Consider the following 14,951-nt stretch of genomic DNA (forward strand, 5'->3'; position numbering starts at 1 on the left):
TTTTAATTAAAATATTAGGCATTACTATGAACAAGATCAAGAAATCCTTGAAGAAGTGAAAAAAACAAACAAAAGTAAATTAATATGTTAAGTTGTTTATCGGCAACTGTATATATACCACCAATTATTGCACAAGCTAATATTAAGATGCTTAATGCTTTGCTAATCCTAGAGCTTCCAGTTAAAAGCTCTTTTGAAGAAGTTAGTAATATTAGAGTTAATGTTAAAAATATAAATACATCTCTAATGCTATCTGAAAATTGTATAATATAAAATTGATTTAAAACTAAAAAGGTTATTAACATTATAAGAACTATATTTAAAAATCTATTTATAAACTTATTCAAAGAAATTCCTCCTTTTTAATATTAATTGTAAAATTTTTACAATTTAATTATACTATTAATTTTACTTAATATCAATAGTGTAAAATTATGTTATAATTGAAATTACAATATTAGATTAAATAATAAAAATTTATAGGAGGTACAGATGGTAAATGTAGAAGAAAGATTGTCTAAAGAATTAGGCATATCCTTAAAACAAGTACAAAATGTAATTAATTTATTAGATGAAGGAAATACAGTACCTTTCATTTCAAGATATAGAAAAGAACAAACAGGTGGGTTAAGTGATGATGTTCTTAGAAAGTTTTTTGAAAGATTAACTTATTTAAGAAATTTAAAAGAAAGAAAAGAAGATGTATTAAGATTAATAGATGAACAAGGTAAACTAAATGATGATATAGTTAAAGCTTTAGAAAAAGCAGAAACATTAACAGAAGTAGAGGACATATATAGACCGTATAAACAAAAAAAGAGAACAAGAGCAACAATAGCTTTAGAAAAGGGATTAAAACCATTAGCAGATTTAATATTAGAGGGGATTTTTAAAGGTGATATAAATAATGAAGCTGTTAAATATATAGATGATGAAAAGAAGGTATTAACAGTTGAAGATGCCATAAATGGCTCTTTAGATATAGTAGCTGAAATTATTTCAGATGATGCATCATTTAGAAAGTGGATAAGAGAACTTGTTGTTAGGGAAGGTAAAATTGAATCCAAAGGTTCAAGTGAAGAACCAACTGCTTTTGAAATGTATTATGAATATAGTGAAGATGTGAATAAAATTCCTGCACATAGAATATTAGCAATAAATAGAGGTGAAAAAGAAAAAGTATTATCAGTTAAAATAATATCTAATGAAGATAAAATAATAACATATCTTCAAAATAGATTATTAAAAGGTAATACAAATACAGATGAATATTTAAAATTAGCAATTAAAGATTCTTTAAAGAGATTAATATATCCATCTATTGAAAGAGAAATTAGAAATGAATTAACTGATAAGGGAGAAGAAGGAGCAATATTAATATTTAAAGAAAATTTAAAAGCATTGCTTATGCAACCTCCAATAAAGGGAAAAGTGGTTATGGGTTATGACCCTGGATTTAGAACAGGATGTAAGGTGGCTGTATTAGATTCTACAGGTAAATTTTTAGAAAAGGCTACAGTATATCCAACAGTACCAAAGAGGGATGTTGAAGGTACAAAAAAGGTATTAAAGGAACTTATTTATAAGTATGATGTTGATGTTATTTCTTTAGGAAATGGAACTGCATCAAGAGAATCAGAAGAAGTTATTTCAGAAATGCTTACTGAAATAAAGAATGAAAGTGGAAAAGAATTAGCATATGTAATAGTGTCTGAAGCCGGTGCATCTGTTTATTCTGCTTCTGAACTTGCAGCTAAAGAGTATCCAGATTTAGATGTTACTATAAGAGGAGCAATATCAATAGGTAGAAGACTTCAAGATCCAATGGCTGAATTAGTTAAGATAGATCCAAAAGCAATAGGGGTTGGACAATATCAACATGATGTTACACCAAAAAGGTTAGAAGAATCATTATCAGGTGTAGTTGAAGATTCGGTTAATAAAGTTGGTGTAGATTTAAATACAGCCACACCATCATTGTTAACTTATATAGCTGGTATTAATGCATCAATTGCGAATAATATAGTTGCTTATAGAGATGAAGTTGGTGGATTTAAAAGTAGAAAGGAATTATTAAAGGTTAAGAGACTTGGTCAAAAAGCATTTGAGCAATGTGCAGGATTTTTAAGAGTTATGGAAAGTAAAGAACCTTTAGATAATACATCAATGCATCCAGAGTCATATGCAGCAGCAGGGAAGCTTATTGAAATTTTAGGTTACACTAAGGAAGATTTAAAAAATAGAAATTTAAGTGATATTGAAGATAGAGTTAAAGAAAAAACTTTAAATAGCTTAGTTAAAGAACTTGAAATTGGTGAATTAACTTTAAAGGATATAATTAAAGAATTACAAAAGCCAGGAAGAGATCCAAGAGAGGATATGCCAAAACCAATTTTAAAAACTGGTGTTATTGATTTGAAAGATTTAACTCCTGGAATGGTCTTATTAGGAACAGTTAGAAATGTATCAGACTTTGGTGCTTTTGTTGATATTGGAGTTCATCAAGATGGATTAGTTCATAAGAGTCAAATGGCAAATAAATTTGTTAAGCATCCTTTAGATATAGTTAAAGTTGGAGATGTTATTAAAGTCAAAATAATGGAAGTTGATGAAAAAAGAAAAAGAATATCTTTGACAATGAAGGACGTAGAGTAATAAGAATTTTAGCAAAAGTAGCATAAAAAAATTAATAGTATATATTGAAAAAAATGGAGTGTAGATATATAATAAGATTAAATAATAAATATCTTCAGGGCAGGGTGAAAGTCCCTACCGGCGGTATAGCCCGCGAGCATTTTTGCAGATTCGGTGAAACTCCGAAGCCGACAGTAAAGTCTGGATGAAAGAAGGTAAGAGTTAGGTTTAATGAATATAAGTATTATAAATTAATTTATTATTTAAAAAATTAAAATAACAAGTTAATTTAAGAAATTTATATTTATTAATAGCTTTGTTTTTAATGCCCTGATGTAAATTGCATCAGGGCTTTTTTGTATTAAAAAATAAAAAATAGACAAACTATTATTAAGTATTATTAATATTGAAGTATTTACTAAACTAACTAGTGCCCCAGAAGATAACTTTTGGGAGGAGTAATAAATATGAACACATCAACTAAATTAAACAAAATGATTAAAGTGGCTGTATTAGTAGCAATTTCAGTAGTATTAATGTATTTTGACTTTCCAATCATTCCAGCATTCCCATGGCTAATGATTGATTTAAGTGAAATACCAGCACTGATGGGAGGATTTGCATATGGTCCTATAACTGGAGGCGTAATAGTAATTTTAAAAGTACTTTTAAGATTTTTACTTAAGGGAACAGGAACTGGATTTGTTGGAGAAGTAGCGAATATAATAATTGGACTTGCTTTAGTAGTACCGGCAGCTTGGATTTATCACAGAAATAAAAGTAAAAAGACTGCTATATTAGGAATGATTGTTGGAGCATTAGTGATGCAAGTAGCAGGTGTATTTGCAAATATATATATATTATTACCATTGTTTAATATGCATTTAGAAGGTGCAGAACTTATGGCTTATATATTTGGTGGATTAGTACCATTTAATGGAGTAAAAGCATTATTAGTTTCCATTGGAACTTACTTATTATATAAGAGAGTATCTGTAGCAATATTTAAAGTTGATCATAATTTTGGAGCAAAGAAAAAACAAACGGTATAATACAAAAAGTGGATTCATATCGAATCCACTTTTTTGTATTAAATAATATTTCTTTTCCACATTATTATGGCATCTTCACCATTATCAGAATAATACTTTTTTCGAATGCCTTCTTCTTGGAATCCAAATTTTTTATAAAGGTTTTGAGCGGGAGTATTAGAAGCTCTAACTTCTAGTGTTATATCAGTACAGTTAAATTCTTTAGAAAATTCAATCAGCTTACTTAAAAGGTTTGAAGCTATTCCTTGCTTTCTATAAGAGGAGTTAACAGCAATATTAGTTATATCACCTTCACCAGCTATTATCCACATGCCAACAAAGCCAATAACTTCATTTGTGGATAAATCTTGAGCTATTACATATTTTGCTAAAGGGTTGTTTAATTCATTATTAATAGAATCTAAAGTCCAAGGAATAGCAAAACATTCTTTGCTTAATTGATAAACTCCATTAATATGAGAAGCGTCCATTAGACTATAATCTATTTTCATTTTTCATAGCCAACCTTTGTTCAAGTTCTCTTTCAGCTTGTGGTTTCTTTATATAAAGAGGAGCAGAATTCATATCATCAACTTCTCCAGTTTTTATCTTTTCCATCCCAAGTTCACCAAGTGATGAAGCTCTTATTATACTTAAATGATTTGGTGCAAATTCACAAGACTTAACATTATTAATTAAGAAATCCTTATGCTTAAATACTCCATCACCAGTAAATATTACTTTTTCACCTTTTTCATTTAAAATATTAGCAAGATCAGTTAAATCTAATGCAGTACATTCTAAAATATTAGTTAGTTTTCCATCTATATTTTTATAAAGTCCAGTATAAACACTATCTCTTAAAGCATCCATTATAGGACAAATAATTCCATCAAAAGTTAATAATGAATTAGCTAAAGCATCTAAACTTGAAACAGATACATATGGTTTGTTTGATCCCATACTTAATCCCTTAACTGTTGCCATACCAATTCTAAGACCTGTAAATGAACCAGGTCCTTTAGAAACGACAAATCCATCTATTTCATCAATATCAACTTCACAATCTTTAAGTAGCATTTGAACTTTATCCATTAAAATTACTGAGTGTTCTCTTTTAAAGTTTAAAGTGTATTCTCCTAAAATATATTCATCCTTAAGTAAAGCAACAGTAGTTACTAAAGATGAAGAATCTATACTTAAAACTATCATATCTTTAACTCCTTTATGTAATTATATCTTTCTCCGTATGGTGTTATAGTAATTTTTCTATAATCTTCACCATTATCCAAATCTTTTTCTATGTAAATATGTAAAAAGTCTTTAGGTAATATTTCTTCGATATAGTTTGCCCATTCTATTATAGAAACAGCATCAGAAAAAATATAATCATCAAAGCCTATTGCATAAATCTCATCGGGATCTGAAACTCTATAAACATCGAAATGATTTAATTTTAAACGACCAGAATCATATTCATTTACAATGGTGAAAGTAGGGCTTGTTATATAATCAGTAACACCTAAACCTTTAGCAATACCTTTAGTGATGTGAGTCTTACCAGTACCTAAATCACCAGTTAAAGCAATTATGTCACCTGAATTTAAAAGTTTACCAAGTTCTACACCTAGTTTTGTAGTTTCTTCAACGCTATTAACTGAAAAAATCATATTAAAATCCTCCATTTAAACTAGTTAGCAGTTAACAAGATAAATTTATTAACTACAAACTGTATCAGCTAGTTTATATTTTATCCAAAATTTTAGAAAAAGAAAAGAATAATAAAAAAATAGTAGAAAAATATTGATTTTATGAAAAATATAATGTATAATGAGTATTGTACTTAGGGGTATGGCTCAACGGTAGAGTAGTGGTCTCCAAAACCATTGGTTGTGGGTTCAAATCCTACTGCCCCTGCCAAAAGAACTAGTAAGATTTTCTTGCTAGTTTTTTTTATACGCATTTTTACCAATTAAATAGAGAAATATTATTTAAAATAAAATAATAAGTATTTTAATGTTTAAAAATTAATTAATGCAAAGGCTAATGTATAGATAAATTAAATAGGGTAAGTATTAAAAATATTTAAGTGGTTATTTAATATAAATTAATATAGAAGGAGAAGTTATGGAAAAGGCATTAGAATTATTAAAAAAATATTATGGATATACTTGTTTTAGACAAGGACAAGAAGAAATAATAAGAGAAATTTTAAATGGAAATGATGTATTAACTATTATGCCAACAGGTGGAGGAAAATCTATTTGTTATCAAATACCAGCATTATTATTAGATGGTGTAACTATAGTTATCTCCCCACTTATATCTCTTATGAAGGATCAAGTTGATAATATTAATAATTTAGGTATAAAATCTGCCTATATTAACTCTTCTTTAAGTAATATTGAAATAGATAATATATTAAATGAAGCTGCAAAGAATGAAATAAAAATATTATATGTAGCTCCAGAAAGATTAGAATCATATGCATTTATGGAGCTTATAGCAAGTATTAATATTTCTATGATAGCTATTGATGAAGCACATTGTGTTTCGCAATGGGGACATGATTTCAGAAGTAGTTACAAAAAGATTAGTAGAGCAATTTCACTTTTAAGAAATAGGCCTATTGTTACAGCATTTACAGCAACAGCAACAAAGGAAGTTAGAGAGGATATTATTAATCTTCTTGAATTAAATAGTCCTAAGGTATTTATATCTGGGTTTGATAGACCAAATTTAAAGATAGTAATTGAAAAAGGTGTAATTAAAAAGAGATATATTTTAGATTATATAAATGAAAATAAAGATCAGTGTGGAATAATATATTGTTCTACTAAAAAGGAAGTAGAGGCACTTCATGAATTTTTAGAGAGTAAGGGAATTGAAAGTAAAAAATATCATGCTGGTTTAAGTGGAGAAGAAAGAAAACAGGCTCAAGAGGATTTTATATATGATAGAGTTAATATAATAATTGCAACAATCGCATTTGGTATGGGAATTGATAAACCTAATGTTAGATATGTAATTCACTATAATATGCCTAAAAATATAGAAGGATATTATCAAGAAATTGGTAGAGCAGGTAGAGATGGTGAAAAAAGTGAGTGTATAATGTTATTTTCACCAGGTGATGTTACTACTCAAAAATATATAATAGATAACTCAACAGAAAATATTATGAGAAAAGAGAATGAGTTAGCTAAACTACAAACTATGATTAATTTAATTTATACACAAGATTGCTATAGAAAATATATATTAAATTATTTTGGTGAAGAATTTAATGATAGATGCAATAATTGTAGTAATTGTGAAGCACCAGGAGAGTTAATAGACAGAAGTATTGAAGCACAAAAGGTAATTTCTTGTGTGTATAGAATGAATCAAAAGTTTGGAATAGGTATGGTTGTTAATGTTCTTAGAGGGTCTAAGGAGAAAAAGATATATGAACTGGGATTTGATGAGTTATCGACTTACGGAATAATAAAAAATTATACTAAAGACGAATTAACAGAATTTATAAATATACTTGTATCATATGGATATTTAAATTATAAAGGCGAGTTTCCAGTTTTAACTTTAAATAAGCTTTCTATGGAAATAATTAAAGGTGAAAGAAAAGTATTTGTTAAAGAACATGTTGTTAAGAAAATGAAGCTTGAGGAAAATGAACTATTTACAGTATTAAGAGAGTTAAGACGAGAAATTGCTATAGAAGAAAAAATACCACCATATATGATATTTGGAGATGCTACTCTAAAGGAATTAAGCAATAGAATGCCAACAAACGAGGAAGAATTCTTAGATATTAGTGGTGTTGGTAACTCTAAGTTAGATAAATACGGGGAAATATTTATTAATAAAATAAAAGATTATATTGATGAAAAAAATATTGAAGTTAGGTTCATATTTAATAAAAAAGTTGCTAAGGATAGTGAGAGTAAAATAAAAGATAAGAATAATAAGGAAAAAGAAGGAAAGATAAAATCATATGAACAAACAGTAAACTTAATTAGAGAAGGAAAAAAATTAAAGGATATAGCTAAAGAAAGAGGATTAGCATTATCAACTATTGCATCACACATTCAACAATATATAGGTAATGGTAACGAAATTGATTTTGAAATTAATTTTGATGGGTTATTTACTGAAGATGAAGAAAAAATAATATTAGATGCAATTGATAAGGTTGGATATAATAAGACAAAAGAAATAAAGGAAATAATACCAGAAAATATTAGCTATGATGCTATTAGAGTAGTTATTTTAAAGAAAATAGCGAATCAATAGTAATATTTAATATTGTTACTAAATTTAAAGAAAACCTGTAATATTATGTTGACAAAAATATATTATAATTATATAATATATTTTGTACTTAGGGGTATGGCTCAACGGTAGAGTAGTGGTCTCCAAAACCATTGGTTGTGGGTTCAAATCCTACTGCCCCTGCCAAAAGACTTAACATTTAAAATGTTAAGTCTTTTTTTGATATAACGACAAAAAATATTGAAAACATTAACAATTGACAATGGTAAAATGCTTTGCTAATATAGTAATACTTGAAATAAGAGGGATTGTATCAAAAAGAAATAATCTATTTTACTTAAATTAGCACATAGTTTTATTAGTAGAATAAAAGTTATTTTGGTACAGCCCTTATTTTATTAAATTCCATAAGGGGGATAGTAAAAATGCTAGTGGAAAAAGTCTTAAACAATAATGTTGTTGTTTCAATAGATCCTAAAACAAGAAAAGAAGTTATTCTCATGGGAAGTGGAATAGCATTTAATAAAAAGGCTGGTCAATTAATAGATGAAAGAAAAATTGAAAAGGTCTTTTATGTTGAAGATGAAAATTTGGGGAATAAAATAAAGAAATTAATTAATCAAATTCCAGAAGGTATATTTGAAATTGCAGATGAGATAATAACTCATGCAATAGTTGAATTAAATACGGAGTTAGATAAACAAATATATATATCTTTATCTGATCATATTGCCTTTGCGGTAAAAAGATTCAAAAGTGGCATAACAATAAAGAACGATTTATTAAATGAAATAAGAAGAGTTCATAAAAAGGAATTTAAAATTTCCTTATGGGCTGTTGATTATATTAATAAAAAGTTAGACGTAGAATTACCAGAAGATGAAGCTGGATTTATAGCTTTACATTTTGTTAATGCGGGATATAAAGAAACTACAATGAAGTCTGTAGAATCAACAAAAATTATAAAGGATATATTAAATATAATTAAATATCATTTTACTATAGAGCTTGATGAAGATGATTTAAATTATGATAGATTATTAACTCATTTAAAGTATTTTGCAAAGAGAATAGTTAATAATAATCAACATGAAAGCACTGATGATTCATTTGTAAAGATGGTATCTAACACATATAAAGAAGCTTATGGATGTGCTGAAAAAATAGGTGAATATATATTAAATAATAATGAATACAAGGTAAATGATGATGAGCTTGTTTACTTAACTATGCATATACAAAGAGTTGTATCAGTAGCTAGAGAAAAAAATAATAGATAGTTATAATTAAATATATTAGTGGAAAATTGAAATAGTGTATGCATATAAATGCCCCAATTAAGATTATCTTAATTGGGGCATTTAATGATTATTCAGTTATCCATTGAGAATAAGTTTTTTCGTAATTAGTAGATTTATTTTCAGATACATAGTTATAGAATTCTTGTAGGAATTCAAGTTGATTTTTATTATCTGTTAAAAGTATCCCACCTATATTATATTGATAAGATATTATTTGATTTAAAGATAGATTAGTATTATTTAGCATAGTTTGATACATTGCCATAAATAAGGTAGTTCTTCCTTCACCAGCATCACAATGAAAATGGATATGTAAATCAGTAGGTTTGTTTTTTATAAATTCAACAAAATTATCAACAATGATAGGTGTAGGTGAACCGTTGTCTTTTACTGCATATCGTTTATATTGCATAGTATCATTTGTTACAATAGAATCTTCATTACTTACAAATTCAGCAGTTACTTCTTTAAATAATCTTCCAGTTTTATGATAAATATCAACGTCAGAGCCAATTTTTATAGAAGATAATTGAGAGTTTTCTTTCTTTATAACTTCTTCTGTTGTTAATCCATTATTTAAATCAGTATATGGGCTAAAAAAGCTTATTGCAAAATCGTTTAACATTCCATGAGATTCTTGTCTAAGATCCACTATACAAATATTGGGTTTGTTTATGGCTTCCTTTAGATTATTTATTTGAGATTTTGTAAATTGAGAACTACCAGATATATTTAAATTAGTAATATCTCTGAATCTATCAGGTAAACCAGAATTTGATGCACTGTCTAAAACAATAAGTGTTTTGTTATTTTTAAATAAATTGTTCATAGGATTAGCAGATATAAAGGTAGAAAGTAGAATAAAAACAAAAATTAAATTAACCTTTCTAAAAAAATAACTTTTCATATATAACCTCCAATAATTAATTCTTATAATATTTTCTGTAACTTAAAAAGGATTTATTCTTTGTTTAAAAAAATGTGATTTGGATAGAATTTAAATAAATTAAAACCTAAAATAAGTGAGAGGTGAAATATGAATTTTATTCAAATTCAAATAATTATTTTTTTTAGTATTTTTTTTAGTTCATTAATTATAGGGAAGAAAGCTTTGTTTATATCTAGCATAATATGGGTTATAGAAACATGTATAGTTTATAATGTAAGTGCCACTAATCGTTTGCAGTTAATAACTCTTTCAGTATCGTTTCAAATAGGCCTTGTAGTAGCTGTTATTAGAGATTTTATATTAAGTAAAATAAAAAAGAATAAAAATAACCAAATCAATGAAGGATAAGTCAAAAAAAGAATTAACTCCAAAATTTACTTGTAATATAAAAACTTATACTGGTTAATATAATAGTGTAAACAGAAACAACTTAAATTTAAAAAAAGTTTAAGTTAAGTTTACAAAAAACCTGGAAGCCAAAGGAGGAATCTATTATGTCAAAAGCATTAGTTCCAGAAGCAAAACAAGGATTAAGCGCATTCAAGAACGAAGTAGCAGCGGAAATGGGAGTACCATTCACAGATTACAATGGTAACCTAACATCTAGACAATGCGGTTCCGTAGGTGGTGAAATGGTTAAGAGAATGGTAGAACAATACGAAAGTGGATTAAAGTAATCATCACTAACGGAGACTCAAATTAACTTAAGTAAGGAAACAATACTTTCGAGAGGGTGAGTACTGTTATGAGTGAATTACCACCTGAAACTTAAGACTATCGTTCAAAAGGGAAGAACTATATTTATGTAGAATTAATTTCTATAAAATATGGTTCTTTTCTTTTTTATTACCAAAAAATGTGATAAAATAAGAACAAAAGTTCGTAAATAAGAAGGGTAGTAAATGAAAAAGGTTAAGATTTTACATTGTGGGGATTTACATTTTGATACTCCATTTAAAGAATTAAATAAAAATATTTCAAGAAAAAGTAAGAATGAATTATTAGAAGTATTTAAAAAAATTATAGATTTAGTCATAGAGAAAAAAGTAGAAGTATTACTTATTGCAGGCGATGTATTTGATAATTTAACAGTAAATAGAAGTACTATATTTTTTATAATAGAGCAATTAAAAAGAATATCTAATGTATATGTTTTTATATCGCCAGGAAATCATGATCCATATGGAGAGAAATCATTTTATAAGCTTATAGACTTTCCAAATAATATTTATATATTTAAAGGTGAACTAGAAAAAAAGGAAATACCAAAACTAAATGTAGTTATATGGGGAGCTGCTTTTAGAAAAAAATATGAAAAGAGTACGTTAATAGAAAAAGTAAAAATAGATAAAGAGAAAATTAATATAATGCTGCTTCATGGAGAAATTTCAAATGAAAATAAAGAAAATGAATACAATCCTATTTATTTAAATGATATAAAAGAATCTAAAATGGATTATATAGCATTAGGTCACAGACATAAGTTTTCAGGGATTTTAAGGGAAAATTCAACTAGTTATGCTTATTGTGGATGTCCTCAAGGTAGAGGATTTGATGAAATAGGTGAGAAGGGCGTAATTTTAGGTGATGTATTTAATGGTGGTACCCATTTAGAGTTTATTCATACACATAAAAGAAAATATATAATAAAAGATGTTGATATAAGCAATTGTATTACTTATAAGGAAGTAATGCAAAGCATATTATCTAACTGTGAAGCTGATGAAAGAAAAAATAATTTTTATAAAATAGTATTAAGAGGCAATATAAAGGAAAATCTAAATTTTGATGAAAAAGTTATAACAGAAATGTTGGAAGATGAGTTTTATTATATAAAAATTATTGATAATAGTAGCATAGAAATAAATTTAGATACGATATCCGAGAATTTTTCTATAAGGGGAAAATTTATCTCTAAAATCTATAAATTATTAGAAGAAGCAAAAAATGAGGATGAAAAAGAAATATTAAATATAGCCTTAAAGCTTGGTATAAAGAGTATTTCACAAGAAGAGGTGAAATTAGATGATTATTAAAAAAATAAATATAATTGCTTTTGGGGGATTGAAAAATAAAGTTTTAGAGCTAAATGAAGGAATAAATATTATATATGGAGAAAATGAAGCAGGCAAAAGTACAATTCAATCTTTTATAAAGGTATGGTTATATGGATTTTCAAGCTATAGAGGAAAAGATTATAGAAATAATGAAAGGTTAAGATATTCACCTATAAATGGTGATAAAATTAGCGGAGAATTATATATAGAGCATAAAAATAAAGAGTATATTATAAAAAGGGTTTTTGGTAAAACAAAAAAGGAGGATTCATGCATAGTAATAGATGCTATAACTGGGAATGCAGCCAATGAAATAAGTTCTGATGAGCCTGGAAAGAGCCTACTAGGAATAAATAGAGCAACGTTTTTAAACACATTGTTTATTGGGCAATTAGCTGTGAATGTTAAGAGAAATAAAGATGAAGAGATATTAGATAAGATAGTTAATTTAGTTAGTGAAAATGAAGAAGAATCTTCGATAGATTCATCATTTCTTAAAATAGAAAGGTATAGAAAAAGTATTTCTAATAATAGAAAGAGCGGAGAATATGATTTATTAACACAAAAGTACAGCAGTTTACTTAAAGAAAGATATGAGGCATATGAATTATCCGAAAATAATTTAAAAAATGAGGAAAATATTATTAAATTGAAAGAAGCAAGAAAATATTTAAATTTTAAGTTAATTAGTTTAGATGAATATAAAAAGTATTTAAAAAAAATAAAATTAAAGAAAGAGTATGAAGAAATAAATAATTATTTTTTAAGAAAACAAGAACTAGAAAATGAAGAAAAGAATATTATAAAATCTTTAAAATTTAATGATAAAATAATTGATAAAAAAATCATAGATAATATCAAAGAAGAATATTTCATTTATTTAAGGCTTTTAGATACAAAGAAAAAGCAAGAAGAAGAAATGAAAATGAAAGAGGATAATTTAAGAAAAGCCAAAGAACCTTTTAAACAATATGACTATATAAATAAATTTGATGAGGATATTGTAAACAGACTAGAAAAGTTAAAAATCCAAAAAGATATATTAGGTGAGAAAGTTAATATAAAGAAAAAAATAGATAGTGAAATTAGCTATTTAGAAAATAAAGAAAGTGAAGCAAGAAAAATAGTTAGAAATTTAAAAAAAATAGAAGAAATCAAACCTGAAATAGAAAGCACTCTTAAAGAATATAAAAACAAATTAGTAGAATTAAAAACTAGCATAGAAGAAAATAAAAAAGTTAAAATTAATGTGCTTTCTGATAAAGGATTAATATGTATAGTAATTTTTGCTTTAATTATTGGCCTTATTATTAAAAATATTGTTTTAAGCTTAAGTTTATATATTATAGCGATGGTAACATTTTCGTTATATGTTTATAAGGTGTACTCTTCAAATAATAATAATAAAAAGATAAATAATTTAAAGAAAAGCATAGATGATTTAGAAAAACAATTAAACTCTTATATGAGTATTATAGGAGTTGAAAGTTATGAAGAATTATTAAAGAACTTAACGATCTATAATGATTATTTAAGTATACAAGAAAAGATAAACGAGAGAATATTAGAAAATATAAGACAAAAAGAACTATTAGATTTAGATAAAGCATTAATAAATTACAATGAAAATGAAATAGAGATAAAAAAATATTTAGAAATTGCTAATGCTAAAAATATAGACAAGCTAATAAATACTATAAATAATTATAAAAAAATTGAAAAAGATTTTGTTGCAATGGAAATAGAAATTAAGAATTTAGCTACTTCCTTAAATAATACAGTAAATGAATTAAATTTAAAGCAAAAAAAAATAGCTGAAGAATTAAGCTTAATTGGAATTAAAAATAATAATATAAATAATACAGGGCAAGTTATTTTAGATTTAGAAGAAAAGATAGTATTAAAAGATGAGATAGATAAAAAACTTGCATCTGTTGAGGAAGCCTATTTAGCATTAACTAAAGATAAAGATATTGAGTTAATAAAAGAAGAAATGTTAGATATAATTCATAATAACGATAATTATGATTATAAAAATGAAGAAGAAGTTGATAAAGCTATAAGAGATAAAAATAAAGAGTTAATTGATATAGAAAAACAAATTAAAGATATAGAAAATGAAGTTAATACTAGATTTAAGGGTAAAAGAAATATTCCAGAAATAGAAGAGGAAATAGAAGAAACTAACAGAAAAATTATTAGGTTAAAAAAACAGCTTGAAGCAAGCATTATTGCAAATAATATTTTAAAGGAAGCTTATGATGAACTTAGGGGTGGGATTGGAGAAGTACTAAATGATAAAGTAATAGAAGGATTTAAAGAGCTTACTTATGAGAAATATAATAAAGTTATGGTTGATGATAATTATGAAATGATGGTTAAAGATGAAAATAATATGTTAAGATCAGAGTTTTTAAGTAATGGAGCTAATGATCAATTATACTTAGCTTTGAGATTAGCATTTATAGAAATGATATTTAAATTAAAAGATTTAGCAATTTATTTAGACGATACTTTTATTCAATATGATGATAAAAGATTAGACAGAGCTTTAAAACATTTAATAAAGTTAAATATTAAACAAATACTTATATTTACTTGCCAAAATAGAGAAATAGAAATATTAAATAGGGAAAATGTTAAATACAAATATAATGAATTAATGAAATAAAATTACTTTTATATGGATTAAATGATAAAAATAGTC

At 26.0% G+C, this 14,951-nt stretch carries 13 protein-coding genes, 2 tRNA genes and 1 riboswitch; of the genes, 10 read left to right on the forward strand and 5 right to left on the reverse strand.

Translation table 11 applies throughout. The features are described 5' to 3' along the window. Nucleotides 1-14: 14 nt before the first annotated feature. Nucleotides 15-347, reverse strand: coding sequence for a hypothetical protein (locus LPC13_RS04705; protein WP_040420216.1), 333 nt, complete (start codon nt 345-347; stop codon nt 15-17). 145 nt (nt 348-492) lie between these two features. On the opposite strand from LPC13_RS04705, the gene LPC13_RS04710 reads away from it, so the two are divergent. Together LPC13_RS04710 and LPC13_RS04715 are read left to right on the forward strand one after the other, a co-directional pair. After that, nucleotides 493-2,655 carry a Tex family protein gene (locus LPC13_RS04710; RefSeq protein WP_234088637.1) on the forward strand — a complete coding sequence of 721 codons (2,163 nt, stop codon included), beginning with the start codon at nt 493-495 and terminating at the stop codon, nt 2,653-2,655. A gap of 86 nt (nt 2,656-2,741) precedes the next feature. Next, nucleotides 2,742-2,855: riboswitch (FMN riboswitch) on the forward strand. Nucleotides 2,856-3,101: 246 nt separating this feature from the next. Continuing rightward, entirely contained in the window at nt 3,102-3,686 is a 585-nt protein-coding gene (locus LPC13_RS04715) for an ECF transporter S component (RefSeq protein WP_005216218.1), read from the forward strand. A 38-nt stretch (nt 3,687-3,724) separates the two neighbouring features. Here the strand turns inward: LPC13_RS04715 and rimI are convergent, their stop codons facing one another. The 3 genes from rimI to tsaE are packed head-to-tail and all read right to left on the reverse strand — an operon-like array spanning nt 3,725 to nt 5,335. Next, nucleotides 3,725-4,177, reverse strand: a complete 453-nt coding sequence (gene rimI, locus LPC13_RS04720; RefSeq protein ID WP_195244699.1) for a ribosomal protein S18-alanine N-acetyltransferase — start codon at nt 4,175-4,177, stop codon at nt 3,725-3,727. After that, nucleotides 4,161-4,877: a tRNA (adenosine(37)-N6)-threonylcarbamoyltransferase complex dimerization subunit type 1 TsaB gene (gene tsaB, locus LPC13_RS04725; RefSeq protein ID WP_005216214.1), complete on the reverse strand. Its 717-nt coding sequence runs from the start codon at nt 4,875-4,877 to the stop codon at nt 4,161-4,163. Before tsaB ends, rimI begins: the two co-directional genes overlap by 17 nt. Further along, entirely contained in the window at nt 4,874-5,335 is a 462-nt protein-coding gene (gene tsaE / locus LPC13_RS04730; protein WP_040420215.1) for a tRNA (adenosine(37)-N6)-threonylcarbamoyltransferase complex ATPase subunit type 1 TsaE, read from the reverse strand. The genes tsaB and tsaE overlap by 4 nt, the downstream gene beginning before the upstream one ends. Before the next feature lie 175 nt (nt 5,336-5,510). Between tsaE and LPC13_RS04735 the strand changes: the two genes are divergently transcribed. From LPC13_RS04735 to licT, 4 genes are all read left to right on the forward strand, one after another. Then, nucleotides 5,511-5,585, forward strand: a tRNA-Trp gene (locus LPC13_RS04735). A 207-nt stretch (nt 5,586-5,792) separates the two neighbouring features. Further along, nucleotides 5,793-7,958: a DNA helicase RecQ gene (recQ, locus tag LPC13_RS04740; protein WP_234088638.1), complete on the forward strand. Its 2,166-nt coding sequence runs from the start codon at nt 5,793-5,795 to the stop codon at nt 7,956-7,958. A 90-nt stretch (nt 7,959-8,048) separates the two neighbouring features. Beyond that, nucleotides 8,049-8,123: transfer RNA gene (locus tag LPC13_RS04745), tRNA-Trp, on the forward strand. Between the two features lie 239 nt (nt 8,124-8,362). After that, nucleotides 8,363-9,217: a BglG family transcription antiterminator LicT gene (licT, locus tag LPC13_RS04750; protein ID WP_195244697.1), complete on the forward strand. Its 855-nt coding sequence runs from the start codon at nt 8,363-8,365 to the stop codon at nt 9,215-9,217. 88 nt (nt 9,218-9,305) lie between these two features. Here licT and LPC13_RS04755 read toward each other — a convergent pair whose 3' ends face one another. Then, nucleotides 9,306-10,145, reverse strand: coding sequence for a protein-tyrosine phosphatase family protein (locus tag LPC13_RS04755; protein ID WP_005216207.1), 840 nt, complete (start codon nt 10,143-10,145; stop codon nt 9,306-9,308). Between the two features lie 129 nt (nt 10,146-10,274). On the opposite strand from LPC13_RS04755, the gene LPC13_RS04760 reads away from it, so the two are divergent. The 4 genes from LPC13_RS04760 (at nt 10,275) to LPC13_RS04775 (ending at nt 14,915) form a co-directional block, all read left to right on the forward strand. Next, nucleotides 10,275-10,535 carry a hypothetical protein gene (locus LPC13_RS04760; RefSeq protein ID WP_005216206.1) on the forward strand — a complete coding sequence of 87 codons (261 nt, stop codon included), beginning with the start codon at nt 10,275-10,277 and terminating at the stop codon, nt 10,533-10,535. Between the two features lie 146 nt (nt 10,536-10,681). Then, entirely contained in the window at nt 10,682-10,864 is a 183-nt protein-coding gene (locus LPC13_RS04765; protein ID WP_005216204.1) for an alpha/beta-type small acid-soluble spore protein, read from the forward strand. Nucleotides 10,865-11,089: 225 nt separating this feature from the next. After that, nucleotides 11,090-12,223: a metallophosphoesterase family protein gene (locus LPC13_RS04770; RefSeq protein WP_005216202.1), complete on the forward strand. Its 1,134-nt coding sequence runs from the start codon at nt 11,090-11,092 to the stop codon at nt 12,221-12,223. After that, nucleotides 12,213-14,915 (forward strand): AAA family ATPase, encoded by a 2,703-nt coding sequence (locus LPC13_RS04775; RefSeq protein ID WP_005216199.1) that lies wholly within the window; start codon nt 12,213-12,215, stop codon nt 14,913-14,915. The genes LPC13_RS04770 and LPC13_RS04775 overlap by 11 nt, the downstream gene beginning before the upstream one ends. Nucleotides 14,916-14,951 lie beyond the last annotated feature (36 nt).

It is taken from the genome of Clostridium celatum, assembly GCF_021412605.1.
Classification (GTDB): Bacteria; Bacillota; Clostridia; order Clostridiales; family Clostridiaceae; genus Clostridium; species Clostridium celatum.

What these genes read in the sequence shown, in the direction of transcription:
- LPC13_RS04710 (WP_234088637.1), top strand. Translation starts at nt 493, where the DNA reads ATGGTAAATGTAGAAGAAAGATTGTCTAAAGAATTAGGCATATCCTTA.
- LPC13_RS04715 (WP_005216218.1), top strand. Translation starts at nt 3,102, where the DNA reads ATGAACACATCAACTAAATTAAACAAAATGATTAAAGTGGCTGTATTA.
- rimI (WP_195244699.1), bottom strand. Translation starts at nt 4,177, where the DNA reads ATGAAAATAGATTATAGTCTAATGGACGCTTCTCATATTAATGGAGTT.
- tsaB (WP_005216214.1), bottom strand. Translation starts at nt 4,877, where the DNA reads ATGATAGTTTTAAGTATAGATTCTTCATCTTTAGTAACTACTGTTGCT.
- tsaE (WP_040420215.1), bottom strand. Translation starts at nt 5,335, where the DNA reads ATGATTTTTTCAGTTAATAGCGTTGAAGAAACTACAAAACTAGGTGTA.
- recQ (WP_234088638.1), top strand. Translation starts at nt 5,793, where the DNA reads ATGGAAAAGGCATTAGAATTATTAAAAAAATATTATGGATATACTTGT.
- licT (WP_195244697.1), top strand. Translation starts at nt 8,363, where the DNA reads ATGCTAGTGGAAAAAGTCTTAAACAATAATGTTGTTGTTTCAATAGAT.
- LPC13_RS04755 (WP_005216207.1), bottom strand. Translation starts at nt 10,145, where the DNA reads ATGAAAAGTTATTTTTTTAGAAAGGTTAATTTAATTTTTGTTTTTATT.
- LPC13_RS04760 (WP_005216206.1), top strand. Translation starts at nt 10,275, where the DNA reads ATGAATTTTATTCAAATTCAAATAATTATTTTTTTTAGTATTTTTTTT.
- LPC13_RS04765 (WP_005216204.1), top strand. Translation starts at nt 10,682, where the DNA reads ATGTCAAAAGCATTAGTTCCAGAAGCAAAACAAGGATTAAGCGCATTC.
- LPC13_RS04770 (WP_005216202.1), top strand. Translation starts at nt 11,090, where the DNA reads ATGAAAAAGGTTAAGATTTTACATTGTGGGGATTTACATTTTGATACT.
- LPC13_RS04775 (WP_005216199.1), top strand. Translation starts at nt 12,213, where the DNA reads ATGATTATTAAAAAAATAAATATAATTGCTTTTGGGGGATTGAAAAAT.